Annotated in this window: 20 protein-coding genes; 5 read left to right on the top strand and 15 right to left on the bottom strand. The window is 74.0% G+C overall.

Annotation, left to right across the window (positions count from 1 at the left end):
* Positions 1-44: 44 nt before the first annotated feature.
* Positions 45-905, top strand: coding sequence for a 3-hydroxybutyryl-CoA dehydrogenase (locus tag SCK26_RS30035; protein ID WP_318204474.1), 861 nt, complete (start codon positions 45-47; stop codon positions 903-905).
* A 194-nt stretch (positions 906-1,099) separates the two neighbouring features.
* Positions 1,100-1,360 carry a hypothetical protein gene (locus tag SCK26_RS30030; protein WP_318204473.1) on the top strand — a complete coding sequence of 87 codons (261 nt, stop codon included), beginning with the start codon at positions 1,100-1,102 and terminating at the stop codon, positions 1,358-1,360.
* On the opposite strand, the gene SCK26_RS30025 is transcribed toward SCK26_RS30030, so the two are convergent.
* The 10 genes from SCK26_RS30025 to infC form a co-directional block, all read right to left on the bottom strand.
* A complete protein-coding gene (locus tag SCK26_RS30025) occupies positions 1,357-1,893 on the bottom strand; it encodes an NUDIX hydrolase (protein ID WP_318204472.1) in 537 nt (178 codons plus the stop codon). The two genes, SCK26_RS30030 and SCK26_RS30025, sit on opposite strands and share 4 nt — an antisense overlap.
* A gap of 64 nt (positions 1,894-1,957) precedes the next feature.
* A complete protein-coding gene (locus tag SCK26_RS30020; RefSeq protein WP_318204471.1) occupies positions 1,958-3,298 on the bottom strand; it encodes a transcriptional regulator in 1,341 nt (446 codons plus the stop codon).
* 28 nt (positions 3,299-3,326) lie between these two features.
* On the bottom strand, positions 3,327-4,388 hold the full coding sequence (locus SCK26_RS30015) for a PP2C family protein-serine/threonine phosphatase (protein WP_318204470.1): 1,062 nt from the start codon (positions 4,386-4,388) through the stop codon (positions 3,327-3,329).
* Between the two features lie 164 nt (positions 4,389-4,552).
* Positions 4,553-7,066, bottom strand: a complete 2,514-nt coding sequence (pheT, locus tag SCK26_RS30010) for a phenylalanine--tRNA ligase subunit beta (RefSeq protein ID WP_318204469.1) — start codon at positions 7,064-7,066, stop codon at positions 4,553-4,555.
* Positions 7,066-8,187, bottom strand: coding sequence for a phenylalanine--tRNA ligase subunit alpha (gene pheS, locus SCK26_RS30005; RefSeq protein ID WP_318204468.1), 1,122 nt, complete (start codon positions 8,185-8,187; stop codon positions 7,066-7,068). Before pheS ends, pheT begins: the two co-directional genes overlap by 1 nt.
* Before the next feature lie 163 nt (positions 8,188-8,350).
* The gene (locus SCK26_RS30000) at positions 8,351-9,484 is read right to left on the bottom strand and encodes an ATP-binding protein (RefSeq protein ID WP_318204467.1); all 1,134 of its coding nucleotides are present in this window, start codon (positions 9,482-9,484) and stop codon (positions 8,351-8,353) included.
* Between the two features lie 154 nt (positions 9,485-9,638).
* Entirely contained in the window at positions 9,639-10,502 is an 864-nt protein-coding gene (locus SCK26_RS29995; RefSeq protein ID WP_318204466.1) for an RNA methyltransferase, read from the bottom strand.
* Positions 10,503-10,700: 198 nt separating this feature from the next.
* Complete coding sequence (gene rplT / locus SCK26_RS29990) at positions 10,701-11,084, bottom strand: 50S ribosomal protein L20 (protein ID WP_006141703.1); 384 nt, start codon at positions 11,082-11,084, stop codon at positions 10,701-10,703.
* A 98-nt stretch (positions 11,085-11,182) separates the two neighbouring features.
* A complete protein-coding gene (gene rpmI, locus SCK26_RS29985) occupies positions 11,183-11,377 on the bottom strand; it encodes a 50S ribosomal protein L35 (protein WP_004933563.1) in 195 nt (64 codons plus the stop codon).
* Positions 11,378-11,500: 123 nt separating this feature from the next.
* A complete protein-coding gene (gene infC / locus SCK26_RS29980; RefSeq protein ID WP_078844373.1) occupies positions 11,501-12,148 on the bottom strand; it encodes a translation initiation factor IF-3 in 648 nt (215 codons plus the stop codon).
* 401 nt (positions 12,149-12,549) lie between these two features.
* On the opposite strand from infC, the gene SCK26_RS29975 reads away from it, so the two are divergent.
* On the top strand, positions 12,550-12,906 hold the full coding sequence (locus SCK26_RS29975; RefSeq protein WP_318204465.1) for a DUF1844 domain-containing protein: 357 nt from the start codon (positions 12,550-12,552) through the stop codon (positions 12,904-12,906).
* A 16-nt stretch (positions 12,907-12,922) separates the two neighbouring features.
* Here SCK26_RS29975 and SCK26_RS29970 read toward each other — a convergent pair whose 3' ends face one another.
* On the bottom strand, positions 12,923-13,663 hold the full coding sequence (locus SCK26_RS29970; RefSeq protein ID WP_318204464.1) for an SseB family protein: 741 nt from the start codon (positions 13,661-13,663) through the stop codon (positions 12,923-12,925).
* 318 nt (positions 13,664-13,981) lie between these two features.
* Between SCK26_RS29970 and SCK26_RS29965 the strand changes: the two genes are divergently transcribed.
* The gene (locus SCK26_RS29965) at positions 13,982-15,157 is read left to right on the top strand and encodes a lipase (protein WP_318204463.1); all 1,176 of its coding nucleotides are present in this window, start codon (positions 13,982-13,984) and stop codon (positions 15,155-15,157) included.
* Positions 15,158-15,164: 7 nt separating this feature from the next.
* On the opposite strand, the gene mycP is transcribed toward SCK26_RS29965, so the two are convergent.
* On the bottom strand, positions 15,165-16,352 hold the full coding sequence (gene mycP / locus SCK26_RS29960) for a type VII secretion-associated serine protease mycosin (protein ID WP_318204462.1): 1,188 nt from the start codon (positions 16,350-16,352) through the stop codon (positions 15,165-15,167).
* A complete protein-coding gene (locus SCK26_RS38040) occupies positions 16,349-18,178 on the bottom strand; it encodes a hypothetical protein (protein WP_412080793.1) in 1,830 nt (609 codons plus the stop codon). The genes mycP and SCK26_RS38040 overlap by 4 nt, the downstream gene beginning before the upstream one ends.
* A 267-nt stretch (positions 18,179-18,445) precedes the next feature.
* Between SCK26_RS38040 and SCK26_RS29950 the strand changes: the two genes are divergently transcribed.
* Positions 18,446-19,648 carry an amino acid deaminase/aldolase gene (locus SCK26_RS29950; RefSeq protein ID WP_318204461.1) on the top strand — a complete coding sequence of 401 codons (1,203 nt, stop codon included), beginning with the start codon at positions 18,446-18,448 and terminating at the stop codon, positions 19,646-19,648.
* A 6-nt stretch (positions 19,649-19,654) separates the two neighbouring features.
* On the opposite strand, the gene SCK26_RS29945 is transcribed toward SCK26_RS29950, so the two are convergent.
* The gene (locus tag SCK26_RS29945; RefSeq protein WP_318204460.1) at positions 19,655-20,437 is read right to left on the bottom strand and encodes a 3-oxoacyl-ACP reductase; all 783 of its coding nucleotides are present in this window, start codon (positions 20,435-20,437) and stop codon (positions 19,655-19,657) included.
* Positions 20,434-21,807, bottom strand: coding sequence for an aldehyde dehydrogenase family protein (locus SCK26_RS29940; protein WP_318204459.1), 1,374 nt, complete (start codon positions 21,805-21,807; stop codon positions 20,434-20,436). The genes SCK26_RS29945 and SCK26_RS29940 overlap by 4 nt, the downstream gene beginning before the upstream one ends.
* Positions 21,808-21,814: the final 7 nt, after the last annotated feature.

Below are 21,814 nucleotides of genomic sequence, written 5' to 3'. Positions count from 1 at the left end.
CGGAGGTCCTGCCAGCCAGCCGGAAGACCAGCGAAGGGGACGATGTGACCGACATCGAGCGCGTCGGAGTCGTGGGCTGCGGCCAGATGGGCGCGGGCATCGCCGAGGTGTGCGCCCGCGCGGGACTGGACGTGAAGGTCGCCGAGACCACCGGCGAGGCCCTGGAGTTCGGCCGTACCCGGCTGTACAACTCCCTGGCCAAGGCCGCCGAGCGCGGCAAGATCACCGAGGCGGAGCGGGACTCCGCCCAGGCCCGGCTGAGCTTCACCACCGACCTCGGCGAGTTCGCCGACCGGGACCTGGTGATCGAGGCCGTCGTGGAGAACGAGCAGGTCAAGACCGAGATCTTCCAGGTGCTCGACCAGGTGGTGACCCGGCCGGACGCCATCCTGGCCTCCAACACCTCCTCGATCCCGCTGGTGAAGCTGGCCGTCGCCACCTCCCGCCCGGACCATGTGGTCGGCATCCACTTCTTCAACCCGGCCCCGGTGCAGCAGCTGGTCGAGCTGATCCCGGCGCTCACCACCTCCGAGGGCACGCTGAGCCGTGCCCAGGTCTTCGCCGAGAAGGCGCTCGGCAAGCACGCCATCCGCGCCCAGGACCGCTCCGGATTCGTGGTGAACGCGCTGCTGGTGCCCTATCTGCTCTCCGCGATCCGGATGTTCGAGTCCGGCATCGCCAGCCGCGAGGACATCGACAACGGCATGGAGATGGGCTGCGCCCACCCGATGGGCCCGCTGAAGCTGTCCGACCTGATCGGCCTGGACACCATCGTCTCCATCGCCAACTCGATGTACGCCGAGTACAAGGAGCCGCTGTACGCCGCTCCCCCGCTGCTCCAGCGCATGGTGGAGGCGGGCCGGCTCGGCCGGAAGACCGGCTCGGGCTTCTACACCTACGGCTGATTACGAAGAGCGACGCCATCGGGCCCGGCACCGGAGTACGGTGCCGGGCCCGACCGTTTCACACACCGTGTGCGCGCCGGGCACACAGATGCCCGCCGCACACGCTCCCCACGCGCCCACCAGGCGAGTTGACTCATGATGCGCATGCAAGGGATGCGGAACCATTCATTTCGACTACCGAGAGGAGCGGACCCGTGACCGTCGAACCGGAGCATCCCGTGGTCCATGGAGAACTCGCAGAGTTACGGCGCCGCCTTGATGTGGCGTACGCCCGAGTCGAGGGAGGCCTGGCACTGCTCCGCCACCGCACCGAGGAGACCGCCAAGGAACTGGACGACCTGAACTCCCGGATGGCCTCGCTGGAACACGCGCGCTGGCCGCTGCCCTCGCTCGCCGCGCTGACCGCGGTCGGCGCGCTCGTGGTGACGCTGTGGCAGGCGCTGAAGGCCCATTAGCCCTCGGCGAGCCTGAGGTGGTGCAGCAGCAGTAACGCGGCCGCCATGTTGGCGGCCGGGACCTCCCCACGGGCGATGAGGTCGGGGACGAGTTTGAGGGGGACCCATTCCCGCCGGTCCGACTCGAAGTCGTCCACGGGATGTCCGACGTGCTCGCCCCGGTCGGACCAGTAGACGTGGTGCCGGGCGTCGGTGAGGCCGTTGGACGGCTCCACGCTCATGAGGTGGTGCAGGGGCCCCGGCCGCCAGCCGGTCTCCTCCTCCAGTTCCCTGGCCGCCGCGCACGCGATGTCCTCGCCGTCCTCGACGACGCCCGCCGCCAGCTCCCAGCCCCAGCTGTCGGTGATGAAGCGGTGCCGCCACAGCAGCAGCACCTCGTTCGCCTCGTTGACGATCGTCGCCACGGCCACGGGGCGCATCCGGATGAGGAAGTGGTCGAGGTGCCGGCCGTCCGGCAGCTCGACATCCGCGAGGTTGACACGGAACCAGCGGTTCTCATACACGGTTTTTTCACAGTGTTTCGTCCACTGCACGGTATGCCACCTTCCGTCGGGGAGTGGCAATATCGCAGCAGGGACCGTGTACCCCACAGTGGGCCTACAACGGCACGCGCAGCGCTCCGTCGATCAGTTCGGCGGCCTCGGCGGTGCCGGCCGAGCCGCAGCGCACCAGATGCTCGCGCACCGCGCGGAGCCGGTCGCGCAGCCGCTGGGACTCCATGCCGCGGGCCTGCTCCGCCATCTGCACCGCGGTGGCGACGGCCCGGTCGGCGTTGCCCCGGCGCAGCTCGATGGTGCTGAGCATGGCCAGCCGGTGCACCCGTCCCCGGTCGTGGGCGGGGGTGCCGACGGCCGCCGCCGCGTGCTCCCGGGCCGCGGTCAGGTCGCCGAGGCTGAGCAGCGCCTCGGCCACCTGCACATGGACCAGTCCCGGCTGCACATAGCCGGTCTCGTCGGGCTCGTGGCCGCGCCGGATCCGCTCGGCCGCCGTCTCCGCGCGCCGGATGCGGGACAGCGCGCCGCCGCCGTCGCCGAGGTGGGCGTACGCCTTGGCCTGCATGGCGTACAGGTCGGAGGCGAGCGCGGGGGTGATGTGCCGGCCGGCGGTGCGCAGCGCGGCCTCGGCGAAGGCGACGGCCTGCCGGTACTCCCGCATGAACAGCGACTGGTTGACCAGCAGCGCGATCACATACGCCCCGAGCCCCCGGTCCCCGCTGGCCTTGGCGAGCCTGAGCGCCTGGTGGAAGTAGCGCTGGGCCAGTCCGTGGGCGTCGGAGTCGTACGCGCAGATGCCCGCGATCGCCACCAAGCCGCCGGTGGCCCGGTGCAGTTGGCGTCCGGTGGCGTCGGTGTAACTGCCCCGCAGCAGCGGCGCGGCCTCGGCGTTGAGGAAGCCGACGACGCGGGTCCGGGTCGCGATCCCGCCGGCCTTGCGGTACATCTGCTCGTAGTGCGCTCGGGCGGCGCGCAGCACCTCGATGTCGGCCGCGGTCACCTGCTGCCGGCCGCCCCGGGAGACGTCGACGTCCTCGGGCGGGTTCTCCCACTCCCACACCGGCATCACGGCGGGCGTCCCGGTGACCGCGCAGGCGCCGAGCACGTGGGGCCGCTGCTGTTCGTCCGACCGCCACAGGGCGGTGGCCCGCTCCACGAACCGGCCGAGCGAACCGGCGTGCGAGCCGGCGGGTTCGCCGGGCACGCCGAGCCCGATGTCGTCGAGCGTGACGGGCCGCTGGAGCCGCGCCGCCAGCACCTCGCAGATCAGGTCGGGCACCTGGCCGCGGGGCCGCTGGCCCTTCAGCCACCGTGCCACGGCGGTGTGTTCGTAGCGCAGCGCGAGACCGCGTCCGCGGCCCGCCTGGTTGACGTGGGCGGCGAGGCCGGCGTGCGAGATGCCCGCCTCGTCCAGGATGGCGTCGAGCAGAGTGTTGGGCTGCATGGGATGACCCCCGGATGGCCTGATGCGGTCAGCGTAGTGGCTCCGCCTTCACACGGGGTGTGAACCGGGCGCCGGGGTCCGCCGCCGCCTCGGGGCCGGGTCCGCGCGCGCTGGACAGCACCAGGAGGGCGGCGTCGTCGTCCGGGGTGCCGCCGGTGTGGTCGAGGAGGGCGCCGAAGACCGTGCGCAGGACCGTCTGCGGGGTGACCGGCTGCCCGCGCACCGCGTCCGCCAGCACCTCCGGCAGCGGGAAGAACCGCCCTCGCGCGTCCCGCGCCTCCTCCGCCCCGTCCGTGAACAGCACCAGCAACTCCCCCGGCAGCAGCCGGCCGCAGGAGCGGACCGCCGGCTCGGCTGGCAGCGGGAACGGCCCGAGCGGCGGCAGCGGATCGAGGCGCGAGAGCGGACCGACCGTCGTACCGCTGAGCAGATACGGCCAGGGGTGGCCGCAGTTGAGGGCACGCACCTCGCCGTCGTGGCCGATCTCCAGGAGCAGCACGGTGACGAACTCCTCGGAGACCGGGTCCGGTTCGGCGCCGGCGTGCGCCGGGTGTCCGGTACGGGCGCGGTCGCGCAGATGGCGGGCGAGGGCCCGGTCCAGCCGGCGCAGTACGCGGTCCAGCCGGACCTCGTCGTGCGCGGCCTCGCGGAAGCTGCCGAGCAGGGCGGCGACGGTGCCGAGGGCGGCCAGGCCGTGGCCCCGCACGTCGCCCATCACCACCCGCACGCCGTGCTCGGTGGCGACGGCCTCGTACAGATCGCCGCCCACGCTCGCGCCCCGGTCGGCGGAGAGCTGCGCGGCGGCGACGTCGATCCCGCCGAGACGCGGCGGCAGCGGGCGCAGGACGACGTTCTGCGCGGCGCGCGCCACCCGCCGGGCGAGCCGCAGCTCCCTCAGCAGGGTGCGGCGGACGTGCAGTATGAGGCCGGTGCCGACGGCGAAGAACACGGCGCTGGTCACGATGCGCGCCCCGAGCCCGTTCTGCTGGGCGAGCGGGCAGCCGAACTTGTAGCCGACCGCGGCGGCTCCCCAGACCGTGGGCAGGACGGTTGTCCGCCCGGTGGGCGCCCGTGCCTTGATGCGAATCATGCCTGTGGTCCCCCATGTGGGCCTGACAGAGCAGACGGACCGGCCCCGAAAGGCCGGTCCGATTCTGTCGACGGCAGACCCCGAAGGGGCCGGATCACCCCGAGTCCCCACTCGAATGAGTGATCCGACCGTCAGCCAATCCGCATTTATGCACCGAGCGGCGTTCAGCCCCTCAGCACCGCACCCGTCCGCTCGCCCGCGAGGGCGACCGCCGCGTCGCGCGCCGCGGACGCCTCGTCCACGGTCAGCGTCCGGTCACCGGCGCGGAACCGCAACGCGTACGCGAGCGACTTGCGGCCGTCGCCGAGCTGCTCCGCGTTCTCGTACACGTCGAACAGCCGGATGGACTCCAGCAGTTCACCCGCGCCCTCGCGCAGCGCCGCCTCGACCTCCGCGGCCGGTACGGGCTTGTCGACGACGAGGGCGACGTCCTGCGTGGCGACCGGGAAGGTGGAGATGCCCGGAGCCTGCGGCACGCCGTCGCCGGCCGCCTCCAGGGCGTCCAGGTCCAGCTCCATCGCGCAGGTGCGCTCGGGCAGGCCCAGGCTCTTGACGACCCGCGGGTGCAGCTCGCCGGCGTGGCCGACGACCTTCTCGGTGCCGTCGGCGGCGACCACCAGCTCGGCGCACCGGCCGGGGTGCCAGGGACCGTACTGGCCCTTGCGCACGACCAGCTCGGCACCGGCCTCGCGGGCGAGGGCGCGCGCCGCCTCGACGGCGTCGGCCCAGTCCGCCGGGCGGCCCTTGCCCCACCAGCCGGCCTGCTCGCGCGCGCCGGCGAGGACGACGGCCGCGTGCCGCGGCTGCTCGGGCAGCACGGCGTTCAGCGCGGCGATCTCCTCGTCGGTGGGACGCCGGTCGACGGGCAGGTGCGCGGCGGCACCGTTCTCCTCGCGCGGGTGGAAGACCAGGCCGGTCTCGAACAGCGCGAGGTCGTGCGAGCCCCGGCCCGCGTTGCGCCGCAGGGCGCCGAGCAGGCCCGGCAGCAGCGTGGTGCGCAGCGCGGGCTCCTCGTCGCTGAGCGGGTTGACCAGCCTGACGACCCGGCGGGCCGGGTCGTCGGCGGCCAGCCCGAGCTGGTCGAAGACCTGCTCGCCGACGAAGGGGTAGTTCGGCGCCTCGACGTACCCGGCGCCGGCCAGCGCGCGGCCGGCCCGGCGGTGCAGCCGCTGGCGGTGGGTCAGACCGCGGCCGGAGGGGGGCTTGGGCAGCGTGGAGGGCAGGTTCTCGTAGCCCTCCAGGCGGATGACCTCCTCGGCGAGGTCGTTCGGGTCGGCCAGGTCGGGCCGCCAGGACGGGACGGTGACGATCAGCTCGTCCTGTCCGTAGACGTCGCAGCCGACCTCCTGGAGGCGGCGGACGACCGTCTCGCGGCCGTAGGTGACGCCCGCGACCTTGTCGGGGTGGTCGGCCGGGAGGGTGATGGTGTGCGGCGCCGAGGGCGCGATGACCTCGGTGACACCGGCCTCCGCCGTGCCGCCCGCGAGCAGGACCAGCAGGTCCACGGTGCGCTGCGCGGCAGCGGCGGCGGCCTGCGGGTCGACACCGCGCTCGAAGCGGCGGGACGCCTCGGACAGCAGCTTGTGCCGGCGGGCCGTACGGGCGATGGAGACGGCGTCGAAGTGGGCGGCCTCGATGACCACCTCGGTCGTCGCGTTCTCCGCGTCCTCGTGGTCGGCGATCTCGGTGTCGGCGCCGCCCATCACGCCGGCGAGCCCGATCGGGCCCCGCTCGTCGGTGATGACCAGGTCCTCGCCGTGCAGCGTGCGCTCGACGCCGTCGAGGGTGACGAGCTTCTCGCCCTCCTCGGCCCGGCGCACGCCGATGGTGCCCTGGACCAGTTTCCGGTCGTAGGCGTGCAGCGGCTGGCCCAGCTCCATCATCACGTAGTTCGTGATGTCCACGGCGAGCGAGATCGGGCGCATGCCGACCTTCTGCAGCCGGCGCTGGAGCCAGATCGGGGAGCGTGCCTCGGCTCGCAGACCGGTGACCGTGCGGGCGGTGAAGCGGTCGCAGCCGTACGGCTCGGAGACCTGGACCGGGTGGCCGAAGGCGTTCGGGGCCGGTACGTCGATCAGGGCGGGGTCGCGCAGCGGCAGGCCGTAGGCGATGGCGGTCTCGCGGGCCACGCCGCGGATGGACAGGCAGTCGCCGCGGTTGGCGGTGACGGCGATGTCCAGGACCTCGTCGACCAGTTCCAGCAGCTCGATGGCGTCCTTGCCGACCTCGGTCTCCGGCGGCAGCACGATGATGCCGTGCGTGCCGTCGTCGCCCATGCCCAGCTCGTCGCCGGAGCAGATCATGCCGTGCGAGACCCTGCCGTAGGTCTTGCGGGCGGCGATGGAGAAGCCACCGGGGAGCGTGGCGCCGGGGAGGACCACGACGACCTTGTCGCCGACCGCGAAGTTGCGGGCGCCGCAGACGATCTCCTGGGGCTCGCCGGTGCCGTTGGCCTGGCCGACGTCGACCGTGCAGAAGCGGATCGGCTTCTTGAAGCCCTCCAGCTCCTCGATGGTCAGCACCTGGCCGACGACCAGCGGGCCCTTGAGGTCGGCGCCGAGCTGCTCGACGGTCTCGACCTCCAGGCCTGCCGAAATGAGCTTGGCCTGGACGTCGCGGCCGGTCTCCGTCGCCGGCAGGTCGACGTACTCCCGCAGCCAAGAAAGCGGGACCCGCATCAGATCTCCATCCCGAACGGCCGGGTGAACCGGACGTCACCCTCGACCATGTCTCGCATGTCCTCGACGTTGTGGCGGAACATCAGCATCCGCTCGATGCCGAACCCGAAGGCGAAGCCGCTGTACTTCTCCGGGTCGACGCCGCAGGCGGTGAGCACCCGCGGGTTGACCATGCCGCAGCCGCCCAGCTCGATCCAGCCCTCGGACGAGCAGGTGCGGCAGGGCCGGTCGGAGTTGCCGACGGACTCGCCCTTGCAGACGTAGCAGAGCATGTCCATCTCGGCGCTCGGCTCGGTGAAGGGGAAGAAGTTCGGGCGCAGCCGGGTCTTCATGCCCTCACCGAACAGGGACTGGACCATGTGGTCCAGGGTGCCCTTGAGGTCGGCCATGGTCAGGCCCTCGTCCACGGCGAGCAGCTCGACCTGGTGGAACACCGGGGTGTGGGTGGCGTCCAGCTCGTCGGTGCGGTACACGCGGCCGGGGCAGATCACGTAGACCGGCAGCTCGCGGTCGAGCAGCGAGCGGATCTGCACGGGCGAGGTGTGGGTGCGCAGCACCACACCCGACTCGGCGCCGCCGTCCGGGCCCTGGACGAAGAAGGTGTCGGCCTCGCCGCGGGCCGGGTGGTCCGGGCCGATGTTGAGCGCGTCGAAGTTGAACCACTCCGCCTCGACCTGCGGACCCTCGGCGACCTCGTAGCCCATGGCCACGAAGATGTCCTCGATGCGCTCCGAGAGCGTGGTGAGGGGGTGGCGGGCGCCGGCCGGGACGCGGTCGTACGGCAGCGTGACGTCGACGTCCTCCTCGACCAGCACCCGGGCGTCGCGCTCGGCCTCCAGTTCGGTCTGGCGGGCGGCGAGACCCTTGTTCACGGCGCCGCGGGCCATGCCGACGCGCTTGCCGGCCTCGGCCTTGGCGTGCGGGGGCAGGGCGCCGATCTCCCGGTTGGCGAGGGCCAGCGGGGAGGCGGGGCCGGTGTGGGCGACCTTGGCCTCGTGGAGCGCGTCGAGGGAGTCCGCGGCGGCGAAGGCGGCGAGCGCCTCGTCCCGCATGCGCTCGATCTCTTCCGGTTTCAACGCCTCGACCTCGACAGGGTCGTACGACTTATTGGGTGCCGACATCTCTTCCCGTGCTTCCGTTTGTCCCCCAGCTGACGCTGGGAGGTGCCCCCTGGCGGATGGTCCCCGTGACCGGCTCTGCGTGCCCGCCGGCCCGTGTGAAGGACACAAAGGTGCCAAAGGCCGAGTCTAACGGGGCGGAGGTGTACGAAGAGCCCGTGGGCCGTCAGGCGAGATACGCCGGGGCCGACACGGGCAGGATAAATCGGAACTCGGCGCCGCCGCGCTGGGCGCGGCCCACCGTGATGGTGCCGCCGTGGGCCTCCACGATGCCCTTGACGATGTACAGCCCGAGCCCGGTGCCGCCGCGCTTGCTGCCCCGCCAGAAGCGGGTGAAGACGCGATTCATGGACTCCTCCGGGATGCCGGACCCTTCGTCGCTCACCGTGACCGACGTGCCGGTTTCCTCGCCCTCGCGCGGGGACGCCGAGGGCGTGACGTCAATGGTGACGGTTCCCTCACCGTGCCGCACGGCATTTTCGATGAGGTTGCCGAGCACCTGGTCGATCTTGTCCGGGTCGGCCCACAGGGCGGGCAGCGGCTGTTCGACGCGGAGCAGGAAGCGCTCGGCGGGCTGGCCGGCGGCCACGTAGGCCTGGATGTGCCGGGAGGCGGCGGCACCGATGTCGACGGGCTGGCGGCGCACCTCCAGGCGCCCGGAGTCGATGCGGGAGATGTCCAGCAGTTCGGCGATGAGCCGGGTGACCCGGTCGGCGTCGGCGTCGACGGTCTCCAGCATGAGCCGCTTCTGGTCGTCGGTGAAGCGTTCCCACTTGGCGAGCAGGGTGGCGGTGAAGCCCTTCACGGAGGTCAGCGGGGAGCGCAGTTCGTGGGCGACGGTGGCGATCAGCTCGGCGTGGCTGCGCTCGGTGCGGCGGCGGGCCTCGGTGTCCCGGAGGGAGACGACGACGGAACGCACCGGCCCCAGCGGTTCGTCACGCACATAGCGGGCGGAGACCAGCACCTCCCGGCCGCCCGGCAGCAGCAGGTTGCGTTCCGGCTGCCGGACCCGGATGGCGAGCCCGCCGTAGGGGTCGGTGAGCTGCCACCAGCGGCGGCCCTCCAGGTCCTCTAACGGCAGCGCCTTCTCCAGCGGCTGTCCGAGGGCGTCGGCGGGCCGTACCCCGGTGATGCGCGCGGCGGCGGCGTTGAAGCAGGTCACGCGGCCGTGTCCGTCGGCGATGACCAGGCCGTCGGGCAGCTGGTCCGGGTCGAGGCCCCGGTGTCCGCCCGGCCCGGGCACGGAGGTGTCCCGCGCGTCCCGTCCCTCCGGCGCGGCGCTCGTGCCGGACACTCTCATCCCCGTACCCCACCTCTCAGACGGCGCAGGGCCCCGCGCTGGTCACCCTACTAGGGCCCGCCGCCGAATTCCCGTCGTCCGCCCGAAGGGCGGGTCCCGTGGCGTCCGCCGCGCCCGGCCGGTGCCGGACGGACGGAAATGCGGCGGCCAGGACCTAGCTCCGGGTGACGGAGCGGCATCCTCCCGGGGCGCGCTGGGCGCGGGCCGACGCGTAGAGGCATACGGCGGCGGCCGTGGCGAGGTTCAGGCTCTCGGCCCTGCCGTGGATGGGGACGCGTACGACGGCGTCGGCGAGGGCGCGGGTCTCCTCGGGCAGTCCCCAGGCCTCGTTGCCGAACACCCAGGCGGTGGGGCCGCCCATGGTGCCCTTGTCCAGTTCCTCGTCCAGGTCGCGGTCGCCGGCCCCGTCGGCGGCGAGGATGCGCACGCCGGCCTCCTTCAGACCGGCCACGGCCCGCTCCACGGGCACGCCCACGGCGACGGGCAGGTGGAAGTGGGAGCCGACGGAGGCCCGGACGGCCTTGGGGTTGTACAGGTCGACGGAGGCGTCGGTGAGGATCACGGCGTCCGCGCCGGCGGCGTCGGCGCAGCGCAGCACGGTGCCGGCGTTGCCGGGGTCGCGCACATGGGCGAGGACGGCGACCAGCTTCGGCCGTGCGGCGAGGATGTCCTCGAAGGGGGTGTCCAGGAACCGGCAGACCCCGACCAGGCCCTGCGGGGTGACGGTGGTGGAGATCTCGGCGATGACCTCCTCGGAGGCCAGGTGCACCCGGGCACCGGCGTCGCGGGCCTCCCCCACGATGTCGGCGTACCGCTCCGCGGCCTCGACGGTGGCGAACAGTTCCACGAGCGTCGCGCCGCCGTCCGCTCCCCGGTGCCCGGCGCCCTCCCGCACGGCCTGCGGCCCCTCCGCGAGGAACAGCCGGTCCTTGCCCCGGAAGTTCCGCTTGGCAAGCCGCCGGGCAGCAGAGACACGCGCGGACCGGGGGGAGATCAGCTCGGGGCTGACGGGGGGCATGTTGTTCTTCACCTTCGAGAGAGTGCTCTTGTTTCTGTGCTGGGCGGCTACGGCGCCCGGCGAGGGGCGCGGGGAACCGCGCGACCAGCCCCCACCGGCCGGCAGCCGGACGACTGCCCCGAGGCCCCAACAACAGGACCCGCAAGCCATACAGCCTGCGGGTCCCGAAGTGAACGTCGGCTCAGAGCCAGCGCGGCGTCACGCGGCCTTCGGCGCGTTGACGTCCGACGGCAGCGCCTTCTGCGCGACCTCGACGAGCGCCGCGAAGGCGTTCGCGTCGTTCACGGCCAGCTCGGCCAGGATCTTGCGGTCGACCTCGACGTTCGCGGCCTTCAGACCCTGGATGAAGCGGTTGTAGGTGATGCCGTTGGCGCGGGCAGCGGCGTTGATGCGCTGGATCCACAGCTGACGGAAGTCGCCCTTGCGCTTCTTGCGGTCGTTGTAGTTGTAGACCAGCGAGTGGGTGACCTGCTCCTTGGCCTTGCGGTACAGGCGCGAACGCTGACCGCGGTAGCCGGAGGCCTGCTCCAGGATCGCCCGGCGCTTCTTGTGGGCGTTGACTGCCCGCTTGACGCGTGCCACTTGTTAACTCCTTGTAGCGGGGTCGTGGGGGTCCTCACACGACCCGGAAACGATTCGGTCCCGGTCCCGACGCACGGCGCTCGCAGAGCGCCGCCGCGTCACTTGCCGAGAAGCTTCTTGATCTTCGCGGCGTCGCCCGGGGCCATCTCGGCGTTGCCGGTGAGGCGACGCGTGACGCGGGACGACTTGTGCTCGAGCAGGTGGCGCTTGCCGGCGCGCTCGCGGAGCACCTTGCCGGAGCCGGTGACCTTGAAGCGCTTGCTGGCACCGCTGTGCGACTTGTTCTTCGGCATAGCGCCGTTATCTCCTCGTCGGTGGCGCTCCGGTGCCCGGTCGTGAAAACCGGGCACGGTGGAGCGTCGCTCTCTTCTATCGGTTACATCCTCGGGGACGCACAGGTGCACATCCCCCGGGGATCACGCCTCGGCCGGCTCCTCGGACGGCGCCTCTGACGCCTCGGCCTCGGCAGGGTTCTGCGACTTGCCGGGGTTCGCCTTCGCCTCGGCCTTGCGGGCCTCCTGCGCCTGACGGGCCTCGGCCATCGCCTCGGTCTTCTTCTTGTGCGGACCGAGGACCATGATCATGTTGCGGCCGTCCTGCTTCGGGTTCGACTCCACGAAGCCGAGGTCCTGGACGTCCTCCGCGAGCCGCTGCAGCAGTCGGTAGCCCAGCTCGGGGCGGGACTGCTCACGGCCACGGAACATGATCGTGATCTTGACCTTGTCGCCCTGCTTGAGGAACCGGACGACGTGACCCTTCTTGGTGTCATAGTCGTGCGGGTCGATCTTCGGCCGGAGCTTCATCTCCTTGATGACCGTGTGCGCCTGGTTCTTGCGCGCCTCACGGGCCTTCATGGCCGACTCGTACTTGAACTTCCCGTAGTCCATGAGCTTGCACACGGGCGGACGGGCGTTCGCCGCGACCTCGACCAGGTCCAGGTCGTACTCCTGCGCAAGCTCCAGTGCCTTCGCGAGCGGCACGATGCCGACCTGCTCGCCACTGGGACCGACAAGTCGCACCTCGGGAACGCGAATCCGGTCGTTGATGCGGGGCTCGGCGCTGATGGATCCTCCTCGGTAGCACCACGCGACGGTCTGGCGGACAGCCGCGTAACGTCTGTGTTCGTTAGACCTAACCGCGCCGAGGCAACAAAAATGCCCCGGACGATCACATGCGGGGCTCCCATACGTCCGGAGCACCGCCGCGATGTCGCGGGGCGCGCTTTCGGGCGACTCCATCGCCCGTACGGAACGATGGCGGTCGCCTGACCGGACCCGCCGTCCCTGAGGACGGAGCAGGTGGGAGATCGGAGCCTCCACTTGTGGGCCGAACACGCAGGTGTCCGGCCGGTCGTTTCCCCCAGACTACAGGGTTGCCACAGAGGGTGCCAAACCGTGCGCCGCGGGCCGTGCGGGGCGGGCTCCCGCGGGTCGGGGCGCGCCCGGCGGGGCCTATCGTGTGGGGCATGAGTGACACCCCTCCTGAGTCCCCCGACTTCGACGCGATGACCCGGGACATCGCCGAGGTCCCCGCCGTCGAGGTGATCGTGACGGTCGCCGTCAACCTGATGAGCGCCGCCGCCGTGAAGCTCGGGCTGAGCGAGGAGGGCGAGAAGTTCAAGGACCTGGACGAGGCCCGCAAGCTGATCACCGCGCTCGCCGGCCTGCTGGACGCGAGCACGACCGAGATCAGCTCCTTCCACGCGGCCCCGCTGCGCGACGGCCTGAAGTCCCTCCAGCTGGCGTTCCGCGAGGCGTCGGTCGTCCCGGACGAGCCGGGCCAGGGACCGGGCGAGAAGTACACCGGCCCGGTCTACGGCTGACCCGCTCCCCCTTCTTTCAGGGGGTCTGTTCCTTCACGTACAAGGGCTCGCCAGGAGGCGTGGTCCCGGCCGGCAGCAGTGCCAGGTCGAGGCCGCGCACCAGGCGGGCCCGCAGTGTCTCGTCGGCGGCGAGCCGTCCGGCGACCGCGCGGGCGGCCTCGGCGGGCGGCGCGGCCGGGTCGAGGACGAGGGCGAGGGTGCCGTCGGCCCGCCCGGGCCCGAGATGGGCGCGCAGCACGGCGGGCTCCGCCGCCACCGCCGTACGGACGGCCGCCACCACGGCCGGGTCGGCGAGCGGATCGGTGCTGGTGCGGCCCTCGGCGAGGGCGAGCAGCGCCGGGCCGGTCAGCTCGAACGGCACCGGTCCGGCGAGGTCCAGCACGATCGTGTCCGCCTTCTCGTGCGCGGCGGCCTGGAGCGCCTGGTGCAGGGGGACGGCGACCGGGCGGGCCTCGGGGTCCCAGCGGGCGAGGGAGTCGGTGGAGGTGAAGGCGGGCAGCGCGGTGCGGTCGCCGGCCTTCAGGGTGGGGACGGCCATGTCGCTGGTCTTCTCGCGGCGCAGACCGTTCCCGTCCTCCTCGACCTCGCCGAGCACGGCGACGACCGGAACCAGCAGACGGGCGCCCTTGAGCGCCTCCAGGACGGGCCCGAGGGCGCCGCGGTCCTCGGCCCAGGCGGCGAGCGCGGCGCTCAGCCGGGGGTCGGCGGAGCCGTCGTCGTCGGAGAAGCCGGGGTCGGGAATGTTCTTGTTCGCCACGGTCACCGACCCTATAGCGGGCCGCGTGGGAAGAGGCCGCCGGGCCGGTGCCGGGCCGCCGGGAACCGGCAGGCGGCACGGGCGGGGCCGTGGACGCCGTGGACGTCGAGGGCGTCGGCGGCGGACGGGTGGGGGCGGACGGGAGCGGCTGTCTGGTGGCGGACGGGGACGCGACCGGGGCTGGGCGCTGTCAGCGTGCGCCGGCGCGCGACCGGCTCGCCGCGTCAACCGTCCTAGACTGCGGGGAAGTTGACCAACAGCAGGCCGGATCGCGGCGTTCCGCGCACGGGGTGCCGGGCCGGTCGTGGAAGGAGCGGGATGCCTCCCGTACACCCGACTCGCCGTTCCCTCGTCCTCGGTGGCCTCGCGGCCGCCGCCGCCGCGGTCGCGCCGGCGCCGCCCGCCTACGCCTCGGCGTCCGGCCTCGTCCCCGTCCGGCTGGCCGGTCCCACCGGGCCGCTCCCGGTGGGCGCGGTGGAGCTGCACCTGGTCGACCGGTCGCGGACCGACCCGTGGGCGGGCGGGCCGCGCGAGCTGATGGCGACCGTCGCCTATCCGGCCGCCGAGGTCCGGGACCGCCCGCTGCTGCCGTGGTTGTCGCCGGGCGCCGAGCGGGCGCTGAAGGCCCGTTACGGCGGTGTGCTCGACGGCTACGCGCTCCCCCTGACGCACAGCGCGGACCGGGCTCCGGCCCGGCCGGGCCGCCGGCCGGTGCTGCTGTACTCGCCGGGCGCGGGCTCGGACCGCACGTTCAACACCCTGGTGGTCGAGGAGCTGGCGTCCCGGGGTTATGTGGTGGTCACGGTCGACCATCCCCACGACTCGGGCGAGGTGGAGTTCCCGGACGGCCGTGTGGTGCGCTCGGTCGGCGAGGACAGCGAGGAGGAGGTCGTCGCCGCGGTCGCGGTGCGCGCCGCCGACCTGCGGTTCGTGCTCGACCACCTCACCGTCCTGGCCCGGGGCGGCGCCCCGGGCGCCGGGCCGGGCCGGCTCCCGCGCGGACTGCGCGGCGCCCTGGACCTGACGCGCGTGGGAGCCTTCGGCCACTCCCGGGGCGGTGCCGCGGCGGCGGCCCTGATGGACCTGGACGACCGGGTGCGGGCCGGCGCCGACCTGGACGGCACGGTGTTCGGACCGGTGGTCGGGCGCGGTCTGGACCGGCCGTTCCTGCTGATGGACACGGCGGGCCACGACGGTCTGGTCAAGGACCCGCACTGGCCCGAGTTCTGGCGGAACCTGCGCGGCTGGCGGCGCTGCCTGCGGCTCGCGGACGCCGGGCACCTGTCCTTCACCGACATCGTGGCCCTCGCGCCGCAGCTTCCGCCCGGGCTGCCGCTGGACGTCGGCACGGTGCCCGCGGACCGGGCGGTCGCGGCCGTCCGGGCCACGGTGCGGGCCTTCTTCGACCTCTGGCTGCGCGGCCGGCCCGACACCGGACGGCTGCTGCGGGGCGCTTCGGCGCGCTACCCGGAGATCGGGTACATCGCCGGGTAGCGCGTTCTCACAGCGGCCGTCCGCGGCCGCGCCAGAGGACCACCCCGGCCACCAGGAGGACCGCGCCCGCGCCGCCGGCCAGCGGGGCCGTCCAGTCGGCGGTGCCGGTGCCGGGTCCGGGGGTGTCCGGGCCGGGGCCGAAGTACTTCTCGCCGTACGACGCGGCGCGCAGGCGGCGCGGCTGCAGGCGGGCCGCGGCCTTCAGGGCCGCCGCCGGGTCGATCATGCCGAAGCCCCGGGAGTCGTCCCGGCCGCCGGCCGGAGCGTCGCGGGCGGTGTCCTCCAGCAGCTTCTTGATCTGGGCCGGGGCCAGATCCGGGTGGACCGAGCGGATCAGGGCCGCCGCTCCGGAGACGAAGGCGGAGGCGGCGCTCGTGCCCCAGCCCGCGTAGTACTTGTGGTCGGGGTCGGCGATGACGACGTCGACGCCGGGCGCGCTGACGGCCGCGTACCAGCGGCGGGTGGAGAAGGCGGCGCGGATGCCGTACTTGTCCACGGCGGTGGCGGCGATGACGCCCGGGTAGGCGGCCGGGTAGGAGACGTGGTCGCCCTTGTCGCCGCCGTTGCCCGCGGAGGCGACGACGACCACGCCCTTGTTCAGGGCGTACTGCACGGCCTCGTCCTCGCCGGGTTCGGGGTGGGCCGAGCTGGAGTCGTCGCCGAGGGAGAGGTTGATGACGTCGGCGCCGTGGTCGGCGGCCCAGCGGATGCCGTCGGCGAGGGCGGTGCCGCGCGTGGTGCGGGCCTTGGCGCGGGCGGGGTCGCCGTCCTCCAGGATCACGCGGACCGGCAGGATCCGCGCCTCGGGAGCCACGCCGAGGACGCCGTCGTTGCCGCCGGGGCCGTGGCCGTGCCCGGCGATGATGCCGGCCATCGCGGTGCCGTGCCGGGCCCAGAGGCGGTCACCGGGGCCGGCGCCGAAGCCGATCATGTCCTGGGCGGGCAGGACGTTGCCGGCGAGGTCCGGGTGCTCGGCCTCCACGCCGGTGTCCAGGACGGCGACGGTGACGCCGCGGCCCTTGGTGGTCTGCCAGGCCTCGTCCAGATGGAGCGCGGACAGCGCCCACTGCTGGGCGCGCAGGCCGTCGGCGTGGGCCGTGGTGGCGGGCAGCAGGGCGAGGGAGCCGGTGAGCAGCAGGCTCGCCGCGGCGGCGAAGGCCCGGTGGCGGTGACGGCCGCCGGCCGATCGGGTCATGCGGGCCTCTCCGTGGCCGTACCGACAGTCTTGCGCAGCCGTCGTTCGATGCGATCGGCCAGCCCCTTGGCCTCGTTGCCGAGCCCGGCCTGAGCCGGCGCGGTGCCGGCACCGGCCCGCACCGCGTCGGCGGCGGGCTGGGGCGCGTCGACGACGCGGCCGTCGGCCCAGCCGGTGACGGCGTAGGCCACGACGGGAGCGTCGGTGAGGACGGAGAGGGTCCAGGAGGCCCGCTGCCGGTCGCCGAAGCCGGCGGCGGCCGTGCCGGCGGCGGCGTACGGCCGGGGCATCAGGTCGGCGCGCCGGTCCAGGCGCTCGTCGCGGAAGCGGGCGGCGAGGGCGGCCATGGCGGCGGGGTCGGCCTTGGTGAACAGCAGGCCGACGGTGGTGACGTAGGTCTGGGTGGCGTCGGTGTAGGTGGCGCGCAGCAGCCGCCGGCAGCCGGCCGGGGCGAGGGCCCGGGCCAGCAGCGGGTCGAAGGCGTGTGCGCAGCCGCCGTCCGGGGCCACGGCGATCCGGGTCCAGGTGCGGTCGGCTCCGCCGGGGCCGGCGCCGGTGCCCTGCACGGTGGACGGGAAGAGCTGGTCCACGGGCACGCTGTGCCAGAGCGCGCCGGCGGCGCTGTAGGCGGTGCGGCCGTCGTCGTCCCCGCCGTCCCCGGTGAACCAGCTGCCGGCGGCGGCGCCGCCGATGAGGCCGAGTCCGAGCACGAGGCAGGTGGCGGCCGCGGCGGTACGCGGCCCGACCCGGGAGCGCGTGCGCGCGCCGGACAGCTCGGGTTCCGCGAACGACACGACCGGCCGGCCGGCCGGCGCGGCGCTCCGGAAGCGGCCGGGGCCGGGCCCGCCGGCCGCTGGCGGAATCCAGGACCGCGCCCCGGCCACCGGCTGTCCGGCGGCCGGACCGCCGCCGGAGGCGGGGTGAGCGGAGGGAACGGGCCGGAGCCGCGTGGTCGTCTCCGCAGGCATCTCGGCCGGGACGCCCTGCCGAGAGGCCACGCCGGATGCGGCCGGGGCCGCCGGGGGCGGGGCCGGATGGCCCTGGCGGGAGGCGGCGCCGGGTACGGCCGGGGTCGCGGTCGGGCGGCCCTCCCGGGAAGCCGCGCCGGGACCGGCCGTTCCCGTCGGGGTCGCGGCCGGGTCGTGCTGCCGGGAGGCGGAGCCGGGACCGGCCGGGAACGCCGGGGCCGCGGCCGGATGGCCCTGCCGGGAGGCGGAGCCGGGACCGGCCGGGGCCACGGTCGGGACGCCGTGCCGGGAAGCCGCGCCGGAACCGGCCGTTCCCGCCGGGGTCGGGCGGCCCTGCCCTGAAACCGCACCGGGACCGGTCGGGCCCGCCGGAGTCGCGGCCGGCACGCCCTGCCCGGAAGCCGCGCCAGGTCCGACCGGGAACACCGGGGCCGCGGCCGGCACGCCCTGCCGGGAAGCCGCACCGGATGCGGCCCGGGCCACGGTCGGGTCGCCCTGCCCGGAAGCCGCACCAGGTCCGGCCATTGCCGCCGGGGTCGCGGCCGGATGGCCCTGGTGGGGCAGGGCGCCGGGGTTGTCAGTGGGCCGGGGGCGGGCGGTGGGATCGGACGGGGTGCCGGCCGTGCTCGGCGGTACGTCGGGGAAGCGGGCCGACGCCGGTGGCGGCGGCGGGCTCACCGGGTCGGGGGGCCCGGGCACCACCGGCGGGCGCGGGGGCCGTACGGCGCGCGGGGTGAAGACCGACGGCTCGTCGTCGGGATCGTCGGCCGGGCCGCCGTCGGGGCGGACCGCGGCCGCGGTGGGCGGTGGGGCCGAGGGGCGGGGCGGTACGGGGGTGTGCCGCGCTTCCGTGCTCATGCACCCCCCGTTTCCTCGTGCCCGGGCCGTCTCCTCGTCCGCGGGCCGTCCGTCGCCCGGCCGCGCCCGGCGCGCAGGTTCCTCCCGGGCACGCATACCCGTACGGCCGGACGGGCATCCCGGTTCACCTGGTGCGCCGCGCTCCGCCGTACGTGCGCGTCACTCTACGGCTTGTCGGGCACCGGGACGGAACCGGTCCGCGCGCCCGGGGCATCTGCCCGGAACGTCCCCCTACCCTGCGGTAATCCTCTCTGGCAGGCTTCCGCCATGACTGCGCCTGCCGCCGCCCGGGCCCGTTACGACCGGGCCACCGCCCATCTCGACGCCCCTCTCGCGATCGTGGACCTGGACGCGTTCGACGCCAACGCGGACGACCTGCTGCGCCGGGCCGGAGGCAAGCCCGTGCGGGTCGCCAGCAAGTCGGTGCGCTGCCGGGCCCTGCTGGAACGGGTCCTGGCCAGGGAGGGCTTCCAGGGCGTCATGTCGTTCACCCTGGCCGAGTCGCTGTGGCTCGCGCGGTCGGGGTTCGAGGACGTCCTGCTGGCCTATCCGTCCGCCGACCGGGCCGGGTTCGCCGAGCTGGCCGCCGATCCCAAGCTCGCCGGTGCCGTCACCGTGATGATCGACGACCCGGCGCACCTGGATCTCGTCGACGCCGCCCGCGACGGCGGACGCGAAGTCGTGCGGGTCTGCCTGGAGTTGGACACCTCGCTGCGGCTGCTGGGCGGCCGGGTGCGGATCGGCGCCCGGCGCTCGCCGCTGCGCTCCCCCGCCCAACTCGCCGAGCTGGCCCGCTCGGTGGCCCGGCGGCCGGGCTTCCGGCTGGTGGGGATCATGGCGTACGAGGGTCATGTCGCCGGGGTCGGGGACGCGGTCGCGGGCCGGCCGGTGCGGTCCCGGGCGGTCCGGCTGATGCAGGCGGCGGCCCGGCGGGAGCTGGCCGAGCGGCGGGCGGCGGTCGTCCGGGCGGTACGGGCCGTCGTCCCGGACCTGGAGTTCGTCAACGGCGGCGGCACCGGCAGCGTGCAGCACACCGCGGCCGAGGACGCGGTCACCGAGATCGCCGCCGGTTCGGGGCTGTACGTGCCGCGTCTGTTCGACAACTACACCTCTTTCACCGGCCGCCCGGCCGCCCTGTTCGCGCAGCCGGTGGTCCGGCGGCCCGGCGTCGGTGTGGTCACGGTGCTGGGCGGCGGCTATCCGGCCTCCGGCGTCGCGGGACCGGACCGGCTGCCGGTGCCGTATCTGCCCGAGGGGCTGCGGTACGACCCGCAGGAGGGTCCCGGGGAGGTGCAGACCCCGCTGCTCGGCTCGCCCGCCGACGACCTGCTCATCGGCGACAAGGTGTGGTTCCGGCACGCCAAGGCGGGCGAGCTGTGCGAGCGGTTCGAGGCACTGCACCTGATCGAGGGCGACACGGTGACCGCGACCGTGCCGACCTACCGGGGCGAGGGGCGCGCGTTCCTGTGACGCCTTCTACAGGGGGGTGACGTAGGCGCCGGTGAGTCCGCCGTCCACCAGGAAGTCGGTGGCGTTGACGAAGGAGGAGTCGTCGCTGGCGAGGAAGGCGACGGCGGCGGCGATCTCCTCGGCCTCGGCGAACCGGCCGGCGGGGATGTGCACCAGGCGGCGCGCGGCGCGCTCGGGGTCCTTGGCGAACAGCTCCTGGAGCAGCGGGGTGTTGACCGGGCCGGGGCACAGCGCGTTGACCCGGATGCCCTCGCGGGCGAACTGCACGCCGAGTTCGCGGGACATGGCGAGGACCCCGCCCTTGGAGGCGGTGTAGGAGATCTGCGAGGTGGCGGCGCCCATCCGGGCCACGAAGGACGCGGTGTTGATGATGGAGCCCTTGCGCTGGCGCCGCATGTAGGGGATGGCGGCCTTGCAGCACAGGTACACGGAGGTGAGGTTGACCTCCTGGACACGCTTCCACGCCTCCAGGCCGGTCTCCAGGATGGAGTCGTCGTCGGGCGGGGAGATGCCGGCGTTGTTGAAGGCGATGTCCACGCTGCCGTAGGTGTCGTACGCCGTCTTGAACAGCGCCTCGACCTGTTCGGGGTCGGTGACGTCGGTGTGGACGAAGAGTCCGCCGGCCTCGTCGGCGGCGGCCTTGCCGCGGGTCTCGTCGACGTCCGCGCAGACGACGCGGGCGCCCTCGGAGGCGAGGCGGCGGACGGTGGCGAGTCCGATGCCGCTGCCGGCTCCGGTCACGACGGCGGTACGGCCGGCCAGGCGGCGGCAGACAGGGGTGTCGGTCACAGTGCGGGGCCCTCCGTGCTGATGAAGACGTTCTTGGTCTCGGTGAAGGCGGCCAGGGCGTCGGGGCCGAGTTCGCGGCCGAGGCCGGACTGCTTGAAGCCGCCGAACGGGGTCCAGTAGCGGACGCTGGAGTGGGAGTTGACGGACAGGTTGCCGGCGCGGACGGCCTGGGAGACGCGCAGGGCGCGGCCCACGTCCCGGGTCCAGATCGAGCCGGACAGGCCGTAGGGGGTGTCGTTGGCGAGGCGGACGGCGTCCTGCTCGTCGGTGAAGGGCAGCAGGACGGCCACGGGTCCGAAGATCTCCTCGCGGGCCGCCCGGCTGTCGGGCCGTTCGCCGGTGAGCACGGTCGGCGGGAACCAGAAGCCGGGGCCGTCGGGTGCGCTGCCGCGCAGGGCCGGGGCGTCGTCGGGGACGCAGGACCGTACGCGCTCGCGTTGCCGTGCCGAGATCAGCGGGCCCATCTGCGTCTTCTCGTCGGCCGGGTCGCCGACGACCACGGCGGCCAGCGCGTCGGCGAGCAGGGCCCGGGCCTCCTCCAGCACGCTCTCCTGGACCAGGATGCGGGTGCGGGCGCAGCAGTCCTGGCCGGCGTTGTCGAGGAAGGAGAAGGGGTCGAGGGCGGCGGTGAGGTCGGCGTCGGCGAAGACGACGCTGGGGCTCTTGCCGCCGAGTTCGAGGGTGACGGGTTTGACCTGGCGGGCGCAGCGTTCCATGACCTCGCGGCCGGTGGAGGTGGAGCCGGTGAACACGATCTTGGCGACGTCCGGGTGGTCCACCAGGGCGCGCCCGGCGGTGGTGCCGTAGCCGGGCAGCACCTGGAGGACGCCTTCGGGCAGGCCCGCCTCCAGGGCCAGGCCGGCGAGGCGGAGCGCGGTGAGCGGCGTGGCCTCGGCGGGCTTGAGGACGACCGTGTTGCCCGCGGCGAGTGCCGGGAAGGAGCCCCAGGCGGCGATCGGCATGGGGAAGTTCCAGGGGGCGATCACGCCGACCACGCCGAGCGGTTCGCGGAAGGTGACGTCCCAGCCGCCGGGCGCCGGGATCTGGCTGCCGAGCAGGCGTTCGGCACCACCGGCCGCGTAGAGCAGCAGGTCGCGGGCGTTGCCGGCCTCCCAGCGGGCGTTGCCGAGGGTGTGGCCGGCCTCGCGGACCTCCAGCCGGGCGAGTTCCTCGGTGTGGGCGTCGACCGCGTCCGCGAAGCGGCGCAGCAGCCGGGCCCGGTCGGCGGGGGCGAGGGCGGCCCAGGCCCGCTGGGCCCGTACGGACCGCACGACGGCGGCGGCGACGTCCTCCTCGCTCGCGGCAGGGACGACGGCGACGGTCTCCTCGGTGGCGGGGTTGAGTACGGTCAGCTCGTTCGGGTCGGACACGGGGTGA

Origin of the sequence: Streptomyces sp. SCL15-4, from assembly GCF_033366695.1 — a bacterium.
Lineage (GTDB): Bacteria > Actinomycetota > Actinomycetes > Streptomycetales > Streptomycetaceae > Streptomyces.
This window is presented reverse-complemented; position numbering and strand designations above follow the sequence as displayed.